The following is a 14,059-nucleotide window of genomic DNA, read 5'->3' as shown; positions in this document are numbered from 1 at the left end:
AACGCCTCAGGGCTTCCTGCCGTTGCCCTCCAGATGATCGAGCGGCACTCGCCGCTCGACCGCACTGGACAGGATGATTGATGTCTTGGTGAACCCCAGCTGCGATACCTGGTTGATCAGCGCCTCCAGCTCGTTCATCGACGCTACCGCCGCTTGCATGATCACGCAGGGGTCACCGGTGACGCGATGGCATTCGGTGAGCTGTGGGATGCGGGTCAGCGCATCGTATGCCTGTTGGGTGCCGTGGCTGGCCAAGCGCAGTTCGATCACGCATTGGATCGGCAGGCCGATTTTCTCCAGATCCACCTTGGCGGCATAGCCGGTGATCACTCCACTGGCTTCGAGCTTGGCGACTCGCTCGGCTACGGCGGGTGCTGAAAGGTTCACTTGGCGCGCCAGTTGCGCGTAGGTGGCCCGGCCGTTTTCCAGCAGGGCAGCAAGGAGCATGCGGTCGTACTTGTCCATGAAGGGTTCCAGTGTGCTTTGCAATCGATGGTAAAGCCCCTGCACAACCATGCATTGCAAAGTGTTTCGGTCATTTAAAGCCGTTTTGTAACTTAAATTTGCGGTGGCGCCTTCTTAAACTAAGTCACCCGTAAACGGATTTCGAGTGTTTTCCCATGTCTGCCTCCCGTCGCTTCCCGTTGTTGCTCATTGGTGCCTTTTTGGCCTTGTACTTGGTCTGGGGCTCGACCTACCTGTTCATCCGTATCGGTGTGGAGTCGTGGCCGCCGATGCTCATGGCTGGGGTACGTTTTGTCATTGCGGGCAGCCTGCTGTACGGGTTCTTGCGTTGGCGGGGAGTGCCGGCGCCGACCTGGCCACAATGGCGGGCGGCCGGAGCGATCGGTTTTTTGCTGCTCAGTTGCGGCAATGGTGGTGTGACTCTGGCCGAGCATGCCGGTGTGGCATCGGGCGTCGCCGCCCTGGCGGTGGCCACTGTTCCGCTGTTCACCCTGGTGTTTGGCCTGTTGTTCGGTCATCGCAACTCGCGGCTTGAATGGGCGGGCATCGCCCTGGGCCTGGTGGGCATCGGCATGCTCAACATGGGCTCGAACCTACAGGCCAGCCCCATGGGCGCGGCGCTGATTCTGTTCGCGGCTGCGGCCTGGGCCTTTGGCTCGGTGTGGAGCAAGACCCTGCCCTTGCCCCAGGGGGCGATGGCCAGTGCCGCAGAGATGCTCGTTGGCGGCGCCGCCTTGTTGATCGGCAGCGCGCTCAGTGGCGAGCGCCTGACCCAGATGCCGACCGCAGCCGGTTGGGGTGCGCTGGCGTACCTGGTGTTCTTTGGCTCGATCCTGGCCTTCAGTTCCTACATGTACCTGCTCAAGCACGTGCGCCCGGCCGCGGCCACCAGCTATGCCTACGTCAACCCGGCGGTGGCGGTGCTGCTGGGAATCATCTTTGCAGGTGAGCGCATCGGCGCGGAGGAGTGTGTGGCCATGGCGGTGATCATCGGCGCGGTGGTGCTGATCGGCTTGCCGCAGTGGCGCAAGGCGCCCGAGCCGCCAGCGCCGCTCAAAGAGCAGGTGTGCAAGTAACCTCGAGGTATCGTGAGCGCGGCAAAGCGTCCACAGGGGCAGCGTCGGTTGCGGTAAACTGCCGCCTTCGCTGAACCCCCTGACGGTATTGCCATGAATTTCGCCAAACTCGGCCTGATCGAACCTTTGCTGCGCACTTTGCAGCACCTGGACTACACCACCCCAACCCCCGTCCAGGCCCAGGCCATCCCCGCCGTGCTGGCCGGCCGCGACCTGATGGCCGCGGCCCAGACCGGCACCGGCAAGACGGCCGGCTTTGCCTTGCCGGTGCTGCAACGCCTGGCCCTGGAAGGCGCCAAGGTCGCCAGCAACTCGATCCGTGCCTTGGTGCTGGTGCCAACGCGCGAGCTGGCCGAGCAGGTCCATGCCAATATCCGTGAATACGCCGAGAACCTGCCGGTGAGCACCTATGCGGTGTATGGCGGCGTCAGTCTCAATCCGCAGATGATGCGCCTGCGTCGTGGCGTGGACCTGCTGGTGGCTACTCCGGGGCGTTTGCTCGACCTGTTCCGCCAGAACGCCGTCAAGTTCGGCCAGGTGCAGACCCTGGTGCTCGACGAGGCTGATCGCATGCTGGACCTGGGCTTTGCCGAGGAGCTGCAGGCGGTCTATGCCGCCTTGCCACGCAAACGCCAGACGTTGCTGTTCTCCGCTACCTTCTCCGACCAGATCCGCATGCTGGCCGGGCTTGCGTTGAATGATCCGCTGAGCATCGAAGTCAGTCCGCGCAATACCACGGCCAGCACCGTGAAGCAGTGGCTGGTGCCGGTGGACAAAAAGCGTAAGGCCGACCTGTTCTGTCACCTGCTGCGCAAGCAGCGCTGGAAGCAGGTGCTGGTGTTTGCCAAGACCCGCAATGGTGTCGACCAGTTGGTGGAGCGGTTGCTCGCCGAGGGCGTCAATGCCGACGGTATCCATGGTGACCGTCCGCAGGCCACCCGCCAGCGGGCACTGGACACCTTCAAGGCCCGTGAGATCCAGGTGTTGGTGGCGACCGATGTCGCTGCCCGTGGCCTGGACATCGACGACTTGCCATTGGTGGTCAACCTCGATCTGCCGATCGTGGCCGAAGACTATGTGCACCGCATCGGGCGCACCGGACGTGCAGGAAACAAGGGCGAGGCGATTTCGCTGGTGTGTGCCGATGAAGTGCAATTGCTGGCGGCCATCGAGACCTTGATTCGCCAGACCTTGCCGCGTCACGAAGAACCGGACTTCATCCCCGATCACCGCGTGCCGATGACCGATGCCAGTGGCCAGGTCGTGAAGAAGCCGAAAAAGCCCAAGAAACCGAAGGAGAACAGCGCCAAGCGTGGCCTGGGGCGCTGGATGGACAGTGCCGAGTCGAGTTTCTCGGAGCCTTCGGTCAAACCGGTGCGCAAGGTGCCGAGTTTCAACAGCGGGCCGCGCAAGCGCAAGCCGTGAGGCCTGGGGGGCCGTAAAGCGGCCCCCTCAACGTTTCAACGACACCGAGCCAGCCAATCCACCACCGCCTTGCCTGCCCGTAATCCGCTGGCAAAACAGGCCGTCAGCAGATATCCGCCGGTTGGCGCCTCCCAATCGAGCATCTCCCCTGCGCAGAAAACCCCGGGCAGTTGCTTGAGCATCAGTCCGCCGTCCAGCGCTTCAAAGCGCACGCCACCGGCGCTGCTGATCGCCTCATCCAGTGGCCTTGGCCGCACCAGTTCGATCGGCAAGGCCTTGATCGCCCGGGCCAGCACTTGGGGATCTGCGAAGGTCGCTTGATCGGTCAGCTCCCGCAGCAACGCTGCCTTGACCCCATCGATGCCCAGTTGGCCTTGCAGGTGCTTGGCCATCGAGCGAGAACCACGGGGTTTGGCCAGCGCCTGGGCGATTTTATCCACAGGGCGGTCCGGCAGTAGGTCGAGCAGCAGCCTGCCCCGGCCGTCTCGGTTGATGGCCTCGCGCACCGCTGCCGACCAGGCATATACCAGGCTGCCTTCGACGCCTTGGGCGGTGAGGATGAACTCGCCCTTGCGCGGGGCGCTGCCGGGTACGCTCAGGGCAATATTCTTCAGCGGTGCGCCGGCGAACTTGTCCCTGAGCAGTTGGCTCCAGCCCTGAACCTCGAAACCACAGTTGCTCGGCTGCAACGATGAGATATCCACACCCCGCTCAGCCAGCAAGGGTTGCCACGTACCGTCGGAGCCCAGGCGTGCCCAGCTGCCGCCACCCAGGGCCAGCACCACGGCATCGGCTCGCACCCGCAGCTCGCCCTGTGGATAAGCGATCCGCAAGGTGCCGTCGCTGTTCCAGCCTAACCAGCGGTGACGGGTGTGGATAACCACACCGCGCTCGCGCAGGCGCTTGAGCCAGGCGCGCAGCAGCGGTGCGGCTTTCATGTCACGGGGGAACACCCGACCTGAGGTGCCGACAAAGGTGTCGATGCCCAAGCCGTGAATCCACTGGCGCAGGGCGTCGGCATCGAAGTCGTGCAGCAGCGCGTCGATTGCGTCCTGGCGCTCGGCATAACGGGAGATGAATGTGGGGTAAGGCTCGGAGTGGGTGATGTTCATGCCGCCAACACCGGCCAGCAGGAACTTGCGGCCCACTGATGGCATGGCATCGAACACCTGCACCGCCAGACCGGCATTGGCCAATGCCTCGGCCGCCATCAGGCCGGCGGGGCCGCCACCGATGACGGCGACGAGGGAAGGGGAGGCGGGATGTTGATCGGACATGGTGGGCGGCAGGCTGTGGAAAAGAGCCGGCATTCTACCCCAGCGAGGCCTGTCCAAGCACTGATCAGAAAATGATCAGGTCCTTGTGGGTCAGACGGTTAAAGGCCTGCAGAGGCTTTCTCGCAGGTTATCCACAGGCGGTTCCACAGTCATTGTGCACAACCCAGCACCCGCGCCGCGCTGTGATGAAGAATGCCATGACGCCTGGCCAGGGCTTCGCGGTCTTTGCTGTAGCCACCGCCGATCACGCCGACCACGGGGATGTCCCGACCCAGGCAATGACGCATCACGCGTTCATCCCGGGCGGCCAGCCCCTCGTCGGTCAGTTGCAAGTATCCCAGGGCATCGTCCTTGTGAACATCCACGCCGGCGTCATACAGCACCAGATCGGGCTGGTACAGCGGCAGCAAGTAGTTGAGCGCGTCGTCCACGACCTTCAGGTACGCCGTGTCGCCCATCCCGCGGGGCAGGGGGATGTCCCAGTCGCTCTGGGCCTTGCGCGCCGGGAAGTTCTGCTCGCAGTGCAGCGACACGGTAATCGCCTCCGGGGTGTCGTGGAGGATGCGTGCGGTGCCATCGCCTTGGTGCACGTCGCAGTCGAAGATCAGCACCCGATGCACCCGCCCGGCCTCGAGCAGGTAACGGCTGATCACCGCCAGGTCGTTGAAGATGCAAAACCCTGCCGGGTGGTCGTAGTGGGCATGATGTGTGCCACCCGCCAGGTGGCAGGCGATGCCATTGCGCAAGGCCATTTCGGCGGTCAGCAGCGAGCCGCCCACTGCCCGTACCGTACGCCGGGCCAGCGCCTCGCTCCAGGGCAGGCCCAGGCGTCGCTGGTCTTCTCGGGACAGCTCGCCCTGCATGTAGCGCTCGATGTAGCTGCGGTCATGGGCTAAGGCGAGGATGTCGTTGGGGCAGATGTCCGGGCGCAGCAATTGCTCGTCCGTGACCAGGCCGCTGTCGACCAGGTGATCGCGCAGCAGGCGGAACTTGTCCATGGGGAAGCGATGCTCGGGTGGAAAGTCCGGGCTGTAGTCGTCGTGGTAGATCAGCGGCAACGGCATGGAAGGAATCGCGGTGAGGGCCAAGAATTGATCTTGCCAGCAGTCGCAGTGGGACGCCATCGCGGGCAGACGGTGCGCAGCCAGACACCGCCGGCACAGGGTCCAGGCGATGTATCCAGTCGCCGGCAATCGTAGGGTCGCCGCGCACTACTTGCCGGCGCTGGCCAGCACCCGCTGCCAGTCGGGCTCGTTCATGCGCCCAAGGATCCGTGCCTTGCCGTTGCTGTCCACCGAGACGAAGAGGGCGCTGGCATAGCCGCTTTCGCGTTCTCCCCCGAGTACATGCAATTGACGCTGGAAGTGATCGATGCAGCCGTTGTGGGTGACCAGCACCAGGTTGTGGCCAGGGCGCTTGCGGGCGAGGGCTTCGGCAGGAAACTGGCTGTCGCAGTTTTCCAGCCAGTCTTCACTGGGCACGGCCTGGCCGAGAATGAAGTGTGCGGTCTGGCGGGTTCGCAGCTTGGGGCTGCTGTACTGATCGGCGGTACCCAGGCCCAGTTGCTGCAGGCCTTGGCCGACGCGAATCGCAGCCTGGCTACCGGCGACGGTGATCCCGGTCGGGTCGTCCAGGCACGGGCCGGGCGCGCTGTCGCAGCGCTCGGCGTGGCGAATCATCACGATCACCGTTCCCTGCGCCCAATCCTGCAGCAGCCCGCTGTCGCTCAGCTGTTGCTCGTTGCCAAGGTCCACGATGTGCGTCCTCGTCGAAAGCCAGGTTGTCAGGCCGGCCAGCGTCAACAGCAGGCCTGCGGCTGCGGCAATTGCCTTGCGTGAGTAACGGCGTCGTTTGGGGGGCGTGTGTACGGCGGGGTTTTGCAAGGTGTTGCTCGGGTGCATGCTTGACTCCAATGACAGGACGCAGCCATGGGCCGCGGCGTATGGCGGCATTGTGCAAAGCGGGCTGTTGGAGGCCGGTGAAGTGCGTGTGAAAATTGCATTCACAGTGCCAAAGGCGCGCCGGCGCCTACGCTGTACAGTGCATGACCGCGAATTCGGAGCACCCTGATGACCCCTATCCTCGAACTGGAAAGCGCACGGCTTGTGTTGCGCCAATGGCAGGACGACGATCTGCGTGAGTTCGCCGCGCTGTGCGCCGACCCGCAGGTGATGCGCTATTTTCCGGCACCGATGACGCGCCTTGAGTCCGCGGCGCTGATCGGGCGGATTCGTGGGCATTTCAATGAATACGGTTTTGGCCTATGGGCCTTGGAGCGCAAGGACAGCGGCGCCTTCATCGGCATGACGGGGCTGCTCAATGTCAATTTCGACGCCCCTTTTGGCCCTGCCGTGGAGATCGGCTGGCGCCTGGCCCGGCGTCACTGGGGCCTGGGCTTTGCCAGCGAGGCGGCGTGGACCTGCCTGCGTTGTGCTTTCGCCCAATTGCACCTGGATGAAGTGGTGTCGTTCACTACCGAGGGCAACCTGCCGTCGCAGAAGGTCATGCAGGCCATCGGCATGGTCCAGGACCTTGCCGGCAGTTTCGAGCATCCCCGCCTGGCCGCCGGCCACCCCCTGCGCCCTCATGTGCTGTACCGCATCGATCGCGCGCGTTGGCAACAGACCTTGCGTGGCTGAATGGCACGCCATGCAGGGTGCGAATGACAAACCCTGTATCATTTGCCCGCATGAGAGCGCCGTAGAGCCGTGATGCCTTGCTAGGAGAATCCCCCATGAGCCATGTATTGGACGACCTGGTCGACCTGCTGAGCCTCGAGTCCATCGAAGAAAACCTGTTCCGAGGTCGCAGCCAGGACCTTGGCTTCCGTCAGTTGTACGGTGGACAGGTGCTTGGCCAGTCACTGTCGGCGGCCAGCCAGACCGTCGAAGAGGCGCGCCATGTGCATTCATTGCACGGTTACTTCCTGCGCCCGGGCGACGCCAGTATGCCGGTCGTGTATTCGGTCGATCGCGTGCGCGACGGCGGCAGCTTCAGCACCCGGCGGGTGACGGCGATCCAGAAGGGGCACCCGATCTTCACGTGCAGCGCTTCGTTCCAGTACGACGAGGGTGGCTTCGAGCACCAGGCGCCGATGCCCGATGTGGTCGGGCCGGAAAACCTGCCCAGCGAAGTCGAGCTGGCGAGCGCCATGGCCGAACATCTGCCCGAGCGCATTCGCGACAAGGTGCTGTGCGCCAAGCCCATCGAGATTCGCCCGGTCACCGAACGCGATCCGTTCAACCCCAAGCCGGGCGATCCGATCAAGTACGCCTGGTTCCGTGCCGACGGCAAGCTGCCGGATATGCCGGCCCTGCACAAATACCTGTTGGCCTACGCCTCGGACTTCGGCCTGCTGACCACCTCGCTGCTGCCCCATGGCAAATCGGTTTGGCAGAAGGACATGCAGATTGCCAGCCTCGATCACTCGCTGTGGTTCCACGGCAACCTGCGCGCCGATGAGTGGCTGCTGTACGCCACTGATAGCCCCTGGGCGGGCAACGCCCGTGGCTTCAACCGCGGCAGCATCTTCAACCGCGCCGGCCAGTTGGTGGCGTCGTCGGCCCAAGAGGGCTTGATCCGCCATCGTGAGGACTGGGCATGAGCCTGGGCAGCATTCGCCACTGGGTGTTCGACATGGACGGCACGCTCACGGTGGCGGTGCACGATTTCGCGGCGATTCGCGAGGCGCTGGGCATACCGCCTGAGCACGACATCCTTACCCACCTGGCGGCTTTGCCGGCCGAGGAAGCCGCGGCCAAGCATGCCTGGCTGCTTGAGCACGAGCGCGACCTGGCGATTGCCTCCAAGCCGGCTGAAGGGGCGGTGGAGTTGGTGCGCGAACTGGCCGGACGGGGTTGCCAATTGGGCATCCTGACCCGCAATGCACGGGAGCTGGCGCACGTCACTCTCGAGGCCATCGGCCTGGCCGACTGCTTTGCTGTCGAACACATCCTCGGGCGTGACGAAGCCGCGCCCAAGCCTAGCCCCGACGGCTTGCTGAAGATCGCCCAAGCCTGGGACGTTTCTCCGGCTTCGCTGGTGATGGTTGGCGACTATCGTTTCGACCTGGATTGCGGCCGCGCCGCTGGGGCGCGCACGGTCCTGGTCAATCTGCCGGACAACCCCTGGCCGGAACTGGCGGACTGGCATGCCGCCGATTGCCGCGCCCTGAGGTTGTTGCTCGGCTGACCCTGCCTGCCCAGACCAGTCTAATCTGCAGTGTTGGTTTTTCGATCCCTCAAGGAGACTTTGTGATGAGCAACAAGGCCATCTATGTGCAACCCGGTGGCGGTTACGACAACGTCCAGGTAGGGACCAGCGAGGCGCGCGCGCCGCAGGCCGGCGAAATCACCGTGCGCCTGCACGCCAGCTCGCTCAATTACCATGATTTCGCCGTGGTCAGCGGCATGTGGGGGCCGAGCGAACGACGCATCCCAATGGCCGACGGCGCAGGCGAAGTGGTCGCGGTCGGGCCGGATGTCAGCGAGTTCCAGGTGGGGGACTCGGTGGTGAGCACGTTCTTCCCCGACTGGCTCGATGGCCAGGCGAACGTGGAAGGCTTCGCCACTGTGCCCGGCGATGGTATCGATGGCTACGCCCGTGAGCAGGTGACGGCCCGCGCCACCGCCTTCACCTTGGCGCCCAAAGGTTACAGCCACGCCGAGGCGTCCACGCTGACCACCGCCGGTCTTACCGCCTGGCGCGCGCTGATGAGCGATGACCACCTTAAGCCGGGCGACACCGTACTGGTACAGGGCACCGGTGGTGTGTCGATCTTCGCTTTGCAGTTCGCCAAGCTGGCCGGAGCCACGGTGATCGCCACCTCCTCCAGCGATGCCAAGCTCGAGCGCCTAAAAGCCTTGGGCGCCGATCATCTGATCAACTACCGCAGTACCCCTGCATGGGGCGAGAAGGTACGTGAGCTCACGGATAACCGCGGTGTCGATCATGTGATCGAAGTCGGCGGGCCGGCCACCCTCGAACAGTCGATGATCGCTGCGCGTATCGGCGGACACGTCTCGTTGATCGGTATCCTCACCGGCGTTGCCGGACAGTTGCCGCTGGTCCAGGCGCTGGTGCGCCAGATTCGCCTGCAGGGTGTGCTGGTGGGCAGTCGCGCCCAACAACAGGCGATGATCCGGGCGATCGACGCCAATGGCCTGCGCCCTGTGGTGGACAAGCACTTCGAGCTCGAGCAGATCGTCGAGGCCTTCCGCTACCAGGAAAGCAACCGCCATTTCGGCAAGATCTGCCTGACCTATTGAGCGGGTTAGGGGGCCGCTGGTGCGGCCCTTCGCGGGTAGATCCGCTCCCACAGCTTCCGCGCCGTTTTCAAGACCTACGATGGCGCTACCCTGTTGCGCTGGAACGACCGTTCCAGAGCGATTCTGTGCAAACATAGGTGGCAATCTACTGGCCATGGCATGGATGGAAACACCATGTCGTGATCGAGCAGTTGCGGGGCGTTTTCGAGCATTTTTTGGTCGACCACCCCCGCTTAAAGTGGTCCCTGCATTTTGTGGGTGCATCGCCCTGGATACGTGAAAACCTCAACAACACACGTAAGCGATGCGCCGTGTCACTGTTCTTTCAAAGGAGAAGTTGTTCGCCTACCTCTGCCCGTCCTTTCCTTGTGTCAGCAAAAAGAGAACAAGATCAATGAACACCGTGGGATCTGATGGCAACCTTGCACAAGGTTTCAAGCCACGTCATGTAACGATGCTGTCCATCGCAGGCATCATCGGTGCCGGACTTTTCGTAGGCTCAGGGCATGCCATCGCGGCAGCCGGGCCGGCAACCATTCTTTCTTATTTCGTGGCCGGGACCTTGGTGGTTCTGGTCATGCGCATGCTCGGTGAAATGGCGGTCGCCCATCCTGACACCGGTTCCTTTTCCACTTACGCCGAACAGGCCATCGGCCGCTGGGCCGGCTACACCATCGGTTGGCTGTACTGGTGGTTCTGGGTCTTGGTGATCCCGATCGAGGCCCTGGCCGCCGGGCACGTGCTCAATGCCTGGTTCCCCCAGGTGGACAGCTGGATCTTCGCCTTGCTTTCGGTCGTGCTGTTGGCCGGCACCAACCTGTTCAGCGTGGCCAAGTACGGTGAGTTCGAGTTCTGGTTCGCGATTCTCAAAGTCACGGCCATTCTCGGTTTCATCGGTCTTGGATTCGCCGCTCTACTGGGCTGGTTGCCCAATCGCGAAGTCAGCGGCTTGAGCACGCTGATGGCCGAGCACGGTGGCTTCACGCCCAAGGGCTGGTCCGCCGTGGTTGGCGCCTTCATCACCGTGATGTTCAGCTTCATCGGCACCGAGGCGGTGACGATTGCCGCTGCCGAATCCAGCGACCCGTCGCGCAACATCGCCAAGGCCACCCGCTCGGTGATCTGGCGGATCAGTACCTTCTACATCCTGTCGATCTTCGTGATCATCTCCGTCGTGCCGTGGAACGATCCGCAACTGGCCGTGGTGGGCTCCTATCAGCGTGCCCTGGAAATCATGAACATCCCCAATGCAGCCTTCATGGTCGACCTGGTGGTGTTGGTGGCTGTGACCAGCTGCATGAACTCCTCGATCTACATCGCCTCGCGGATGATGTACTCCCTGGCCAAGCGCGGTGACGCCCCGGCGATCCTGAACAAGACCAACAGCGTCGGCGTACCTCGTGCCGCAGTGTTCGGCAGTACCTTGATCGGCGCGGCCATTGCCATCCTCAACTATTTCGCGCCCAAGGGCGTGTTCGAGTTCCTGCTCGCCAGCTCCGGTGCCATCGCATTGCTGGTGTACATGGTCATCGCCATTTCCCAGCTGCGCATGCGCCGCCGTCTGGAACGCGAGAGCACCGAGCTCAAGTTCCGCATGTGGCTGTTCCCCTACCTGACCTGGGCAGTGATCATCTTCATCGCCTGTGCGCTGGGCGTGATGATGTTCACCGAGGAGCACCGTGCGGAGGTGACGGCAACCTTGAGCCTGGCATTGGTGATTTCCTTCCTGGGGATCGTCACGACCCGTGGGCAGGCGCGCAGGGAAATGGGCGTGCGCTCGATGGGTTGATCCAAGAGCCCGAGCGGGAGCTTCGATGGCATCGCCGCCGCTGCTCCCGACTCGGTAGCCTTATGGATGACATTGAATTGCTATCACTGTGGTGATAATTTTTGAAACAGTTCAATGGCGCCCTCATCTATAAGGAAGCTTCATGTCGCTCAAGGGAAAACTCATCGCCGGCTATTTCGCCATCGGTTTGATCTACACCCTCTACTCCTGGCTGTTCGGCCAATACTCCCACTTCAGTTTCGCCTACAACCTCGGCCGCGGGGTGATCTGGCCTGCGGCGCTGTTCCCGGCTGTTGGCGCGGTGCTGGGCGTCATCGTCCTGCTCGTGGTTATCGTCGGCCTTCACCTCAACCGCCGCTAGGCGCTGTTTTCTCACCCAGACAAGGGCATCGGACTCATGGATTTAAGGACACTGGTCATGGCTGCCGCCTGTGCGGCCATGCTGACGGGCTGCGGCTCGAGCAAGGACAAGGCTGAGGAGCTCATCAAGACCACCGGGCTGACTGAGCAATATGGCGTGATCGTGGACATTGCATCGTCCGGCTACGCTACCCAGTACCCGATGCTTGGGCGTGATCAGATTCGCAATGTGGTACGCCAGAATCTGCCGCAGGACGCATTGAAAGAGGCGATGGTCGAGGTCTATGCCGATCATTTCGATGACGATGAGCTGGACCTGATGATCCGCGCCAACCAGCACCCGGAGCAAGCGATGGCGATTATCCTGGGTTCCAAGGATGGTCGTGAGCTGGCGCTGAAAGTGGTCGAGGTGCAGAAGGCCATGATGCAAGACATGCAGGATGCGATGTCCGACAACGACGAAGCGATCGTGGATGCGCTGGATGATCTGAAGGATCAGGCCGAAGGCTGACCGGTAGCTGTCGTGCAGGCATAAAAAAAGGCACCTGGATGATCAGGTGCCTTTTACGTGTCTGGTGGGCCGGGGTAATCTGAATTGATTTCGTATCGTCATGAATTATAAGGATAAAGTACGGTTAAAAAATGCTGTGGAATACCATTTGGAATACCTCTGCAGAGCCTCTGTACCAGTTTTGTAGTAGATGGATGCGCATCGTCGCTTCCAGCTGATATGGTGGGTGGCTATTGCCTGTCAGTAGTACGGCTCCGCAGCTCAGCCATGGTGCCATTTGCTCGATTTCAGCCAACAAGCACTCATTGTGGGCCAGCGTGCTCAGCATCGGAAGGTACAATTGGATTCCGCGGGAGGGCTGAGCTCTGACGGTGCTTTACAGCAAAGCACGTGAGGTTTCTTCGGAGTTATCCGGGCTCTCGCTCATCACCTTTTGCCAGACAGTTTCGAGGTCAGGAATCCTGGTGGGTAGTCCTAGGGCCAATAAGCCCATGCTTGTTGTTATTTCTTGCCAAGCGCTACGGAATTTCTCCAATGCTTCCTCCTTGAGCGCATCTGAAGGGGCGTGTTGTGCATACGGGTTATCAAGTCGCAGCTGGGCTAATACTAGCTTCATGGTTTGGAGTTGGAGCGCGCGCTCAGTCGCGTTCAGCGTTTGCGTAACGTGAGTGATAGTCTGTAAAGATTTGCTGAGCTTTTTAAGTCGAATCTCCTCCTTCTTGAGCTCTTTTAGTTTTTGGGCGTGCTCTTCAATTCTTCGGTGTTCGTGATCAATAACGTTATTCAAAGCGTCAGTAATTGAACTGAACATTGCCTCAGCTATCTGATCCAGCTTTCGTTTGGCTGAATGAGATAAGACGAAGTTATATGCCTTTCGCCCTGAAAGCTTGCGTCGGGCCTTTCTTTGGCGCCAAGCGTTTCTCAGTTGTGAGTCGATTTCTCTATGAAGCGCATCATCGGGGAAGAAGGGATCGAGGCTGGATGGCTCGAATGCATCGGCTTGAATAGGGAGGCCTTTTCGCAGCAAGTAGGCCCGCGCCCAGTGCCTATCCTCTGGCGAGCTTTTCCTGATCCAAGAGAACAGCGTACCTTGCTGTCGGTAGTTATACATTTTACCCCTCCGGACTGATGGGTTGAAGATACAGTATATCATCGCTTTTCTAGTTGCTTTTAGCGTGACATAAAGGCATTACTTGTGTCGTTACTGCGTTGCGTGACTTGTAGCGTTACAGTGTAACGCGGTAAGGGCTTTCTTGCTTCTAGGTGGCTCTTTCTGCGTGCGATGGTGCGGCATTTCTCGCAGGTGTTCGTCATGGATTTGGTCAGGCATGGGCCTAATTTATCGGCAATCCAAACGAAGCGGCCGGGGGTATCCTGGCCGCAAAAGTCCTGGCTGCATGCTGATCCCCTGTGACAGGGCTGCGATGACTGCTCCTTGTCGGAGTCCGGGTGAAAAAATACTCAGCTCGCTGATCCTCTGAACGAATGCGAGGAGCCAGTTCATGAGGATAATTCGCCTGAAAGAGGTCATGAAGATGACCGGCCTGGGTCGGTCAACCGTGTACAAGTACATCGCCGAGAATACTTTCCCGAAACCTGTATCGCTGGGCGACAGGTGTGTTGGCTGGTTGGAAAGCGAGGTTATTGGTTGGATCGTGAGTAAAGTGGAAGAACGCGATCAGCAGTTGGAAATTAAAAGCTGAGGTAGCTATGGGCGCTGCCCTGCGATCGTTTTTTCTCCGAGTGATTTTTAACATCAAACCGAGCTGCAGGCTGTGCGTGTCTTTGGTTGAGGGCGTCAATAGTCTGTCTGTGTGGGTAATATGTTTTAGGGAACTATTACCTACTCATGTGAAGGGAGGCTTTGCTATTAGCAGTTACAAGTATCG

General features: G+C 61.2%; 15 protein-coding genes. 10 read left to right on the top strand and 5 right to left on the bottom strand.

Going from position 1 to position 14,059, the window contains the following annotated elements:
• Positions 1–6: 6 nt before the first annotated feature.
• Positions 7–465, bottom strand: coding sequence for an Lrp/AsnC family transcriptional regulator (locus HMPREF3173_RS21620; protein WP_043211229.1), 459 nt, complete (start codon positions 463–465; stop codon positions 7–9).
• Positions 466–620: 155 nt separating this feature from the next.
• On the opposite strand from HMPREF3173_RS21620, the gene yedA reads away from it, so the two are divergent.
• Together yedA and HMPREF3173_RS21610 are read left to right on the top strand one after the other, a co-directional pair.
• Positions 621–1,541 carry a drug/metabolite exporter YedA gene (gene yedA / locus HMPREF3173_RS21615; protein WP_070576576.1) on the top strand — a complete coding sequence of 307 codons (921 nt, stop codon included), beginning with the start codon at positions 621–623 and terminating at the stop codon, positions 1,539–1,541.
• Between the two features lie 93 nt (positions 1,542–1,634).
• Complete coding sequence (locus HMPREF3173_RS21610) at positions 1,635–2,966, top strand: RNA helicase RhlE1 (RefSeq protein WP_070576572.1); 1,332 nt, start codon at positions 1,635–1,637, stop codon at positions 2,964–2,966.
• 35 nt (positions 2,967–3,001) lie between these two features.
• Here HMPREF3173_RS21610 and HMPREF3173_RS21605 read toward each other — a convergent pair whose 3' ends face one another.
• From HMPREF3173_RS21605 to HMPREF3173_RS21595, 3 genes are all read right to left on the bottom strand, one after another.
• Entirely contained in the window at positions 3,002–4,243 is a 1,242-nt protein-coding gene (locus tag HMPREF3173_RS21605) for a TIGR03862 family flavoprotein (protein ID WP_070576691.1), read from the bottom strand.
• A 149-nt stretch (positions 4,244–4,392) separates the two neighbouring features.
• On the bottom strand, positions 4,393–5,307 hold the full coding sequence (locus HMPREF3173_RS21600) for a histone deacetylase family protein (RefSeq protein WP_070576688.1): 915 nt from the start codon (positions 5,305–5,307) through the stop codon (positions 4,393–4,395).
• 147 nt (positions 5,308–5,454) lie between these two features.
• Positions 5,455–6,144, bottom strand: coding sequence for a lipopolysaccharide core heptose(II)-phosphate phosphatase PmrG (locus tag HMPREF3173_RS21595; RefSeq protein ID WP_070576569.1), 690 nt, complete (start codon positions 6,142–6,144; stop codon positions 5,455–5,457).
• Between the two features lie 168 nt (positions 6,145–6,312).
• On the opposite strand from HMPREF3173_RS21595, the gene HMPREF3173_RS21590 reads away from it, so the two are divergent.
• From HMPREF3173_RS21590 to HMPREF3173_RS21560, 7 genes are all read left to right on the top strand, one after another.
• Entirely contained in the window at positions 6,313–6,882 is a 570-nt protein-coding gene (locus tag HMPREF3173_RS21590) for a GNAT family N-acetyltransferase (protein ID WP_070576566.1), read from the top strand.
• Between the two features lie 95 nt (positions 6,883–6,977).
• Positions 6,978–7,847: an acyl-CoA thioesterase II gene (tesB, locus tag HMPREF3173_RS21585; RefSeq protein ID WP_043210152.1), complete on the top strand. Its 870-nt coding sequence runs from the start codon at positions 6,978–6,980 to the stop codon at positions 7,845–7,847.
• Positions 7,844–8,434 carry an HAD family hydrolase gene (locus HMPREF3173_RS21580; RefSeq protein WP_070576563.1) on the top strand — a complete coding sequence of 197 codons (591 nt, stop codon included), beginning with the start codon at positions 7,844–7,846 and terminating at the stop codon, positions 8,432–8,434. Before tesB ends, HMPREF3173_RS21580 begins: the two co-directional genes overlap by 4 nt.
• Positions 8,435–8,499: 65 nt before the next feature.
• A complete protein-coding gene (locus HMPREF3173_RS21575; protein WP_070576560.1) occupies positions 8,500–9,510 on the top strand; it encodes a zinc-dependent alcohol dehydrogenase family protein in 1,011 nt (336 codons plus the stop codon).
• A gap of 394 nt (positions 9,511–9,904) precedes the next feature.
• On the top strand, positions 9,905–11,299 hold the full coding sequence (gene gabP, locus HMPREF3173_RS21570; RefSeq protein WP_070576557.1) for a GABA permease: 1,395 nt from the start codon (positions 9,905–9,907) through the stop codon (positions 11,297–11,299).
• 142 nt (positions 11,300–11,441) lie between these two features.
• A complete protein-coding gene (locus tag HMPREF3173_RS21565; protein ID WP_070576555.1) occupies positions 11,442–11,660 on the top strand; it encodes a hypothetical protein in 219 nt (72 codons plus the stop codon).
• Positions 11,661–11,717: 57 nt separating this feature from the next.
• Positions 11,718–12,170, top strand: a complete 453-nt coding sequence (locus HMPREF3173_RS21560) for a DUF2059 domain-containing protein (protein ID WP_256544542.1) — start codon at positions 11,718–11,720, stop codon at positions 12,168–12,170.
• A 376-nt stretch (positions 12,171–12,546) separates the two neighbouring features.
• Here the strand turns inward: HMPREF3173_RS21560 and HMPREF3173_RS21555 are convergent, their stop codons facing one another.
• On the bottom strand, positions 12,547–13,281 hold the full coding sequence (locus HMPREF3173_RS21555; RefSeq protein WP_070576549.1) for a hypothetical protein: 735 nt from the start codon (positions 13,279–13,281) through the stop codon (positions 12,547–12,549).
• 391 nt (positions 13,282–13,672) lie between these two features.
• Here HMPREF3173_RS21555 and HMPREF3173_RS21550 point away from each other — a divergent pair, with 391 nt between their 5' ends.
• Positions 13,673–13,873 (top strand): helix-turn-helix transcriptional regulator, encoded by a 201-nt coding sequence (locus HMPREF3173_RS21550; protein ID WP_070576546.1) that lies wholly within the window; start codon positions 13,673–13,675, stop codon positions 13,871–13,873.
• Positions 13,874–14,059 lie beyond the last annotated feature (186 nt).

It is taken from the genome of Pseudomonas sp. HMSC08G10 (assembly GCF_001808425.1).
Lineage (GTDB): Bacteria > Pseudomonadota > Gammaproteobacteria > Pseudomonadales > Pseudomonadaceae > Aquipseudomonas > Aquipseudomonas guariconensis.
The sequence above is the reverse complement of the archived record's forward strand: the minus strand, read 5'-3'. Positions and strand labels throughout refer to the sequence as shown.

Bases quoted from the DNA above. Each gene is read 5' to 3' on its own strand.
- HMPREF3173_RS21620 (WP_043211229.1), bottom strand. From the start codon at position 465: ATGGACAAGTACGACCGCATGCTCCTTGCTGCCCTGCTGGAAAACGGC.
- yedA (WP_070576576.1), top strand. From the start codon at position 621: ATGTCTGCCTCCCGTCGCTTCCCGTTGTTGCTCATTGGTGCCTTTTTG.
- HMPREF3173_RS21610 (WP_070576572.1), top strand. From the start codon at position 1,635: ATGAATTTCGCCAAACTCGGCCTGATCGAACCTTTGCTGCGCACTTTG.
- HMPREF3173_RS21605 (WP_070576691.1), bottom strand. From the start codon at position 4,243: ATGTCCGATCAACATCCCGCCTCCCCTTCCCTCGTCGCCGTCATCGGT.
- HMPREF3173_RS21600 (WP_070576688.1), bottom strand. From the start codon at position 5,307: ATGCCGTTGCCGCTGATCTACCACGACGACTACAGCCCGGACTTTCCA.
- HMPREF3173_RS21595 (WP_070576569.1), bottom strand. From the start codon at position 6,144: ATGCACCCGAGCAACACCTTGCAAAACCCCGCCGTACACACGCCCCCC.
- HMPREF3173_RS21590 (WP_070576566.1), top strand. From the start codon at position 6,313: ATGACCCCTATCCTCGAACTGGAAAGCGCACGGCTTGTGTTGCGCCAA.
- tesB (WP_043210152.1), top strand. From the start codon at position 6,978: ATGAGCCATGTATTGGACGACCTGGTCGACCTGCTGAGCCTCGAGTCC.
- HMPREF3173_RS21580 (WP_070576563.1), top strand. From the start codon at position 7,844: ATGAGCCTGGGCAGCATTCGCCACTGGGTGTTCGACATGGACGGCACG.
- HMPREF3173_RS21575 (WP_070576560.1), top strand. From the start codon at position 8,500: ATGAGCAACAAGGCCATCTATGTGCAACCCGGTGGCGGTTACGACAAC.
- gabP (WP_070576557.1), top strand. From the start codon at position 9,905: ATGAACACCGTGGGATCTGATGGCAACCTTGCACAAGGTTTCAAGCCA.
- HMPREF3173_RS21565 (WP_070576555.1), top strand. From the start codon at position 11,442: ATGTCGCTCAAGGGAAAACTCATCGCCGGCTATTTCGCCATCGGTTTG.
- HMPREF3173_RS21560 (WP_256544542.1), top strand. From the start codon at position 11,718: ATGGCTGCCGCCTGTGCGGCCATGCTGACGGGCTGCGGCTCGAGCAAG.
- HMPREF3173_RS21555 (WP_070576549.1), bottom strand. From the start codon at position 13,281: ATGTATAACTACCGACAGCAAGGTACGCTGTTCTCTTGGATCAGGAAA.
- HMPREF3173_RS21550 (WP_070576546.1), top strand. From the start codon at position 13,673: ATGAGGATAATTCGCCTGAAAGAGGTCATGAAGATGACCGGCCTGGGT.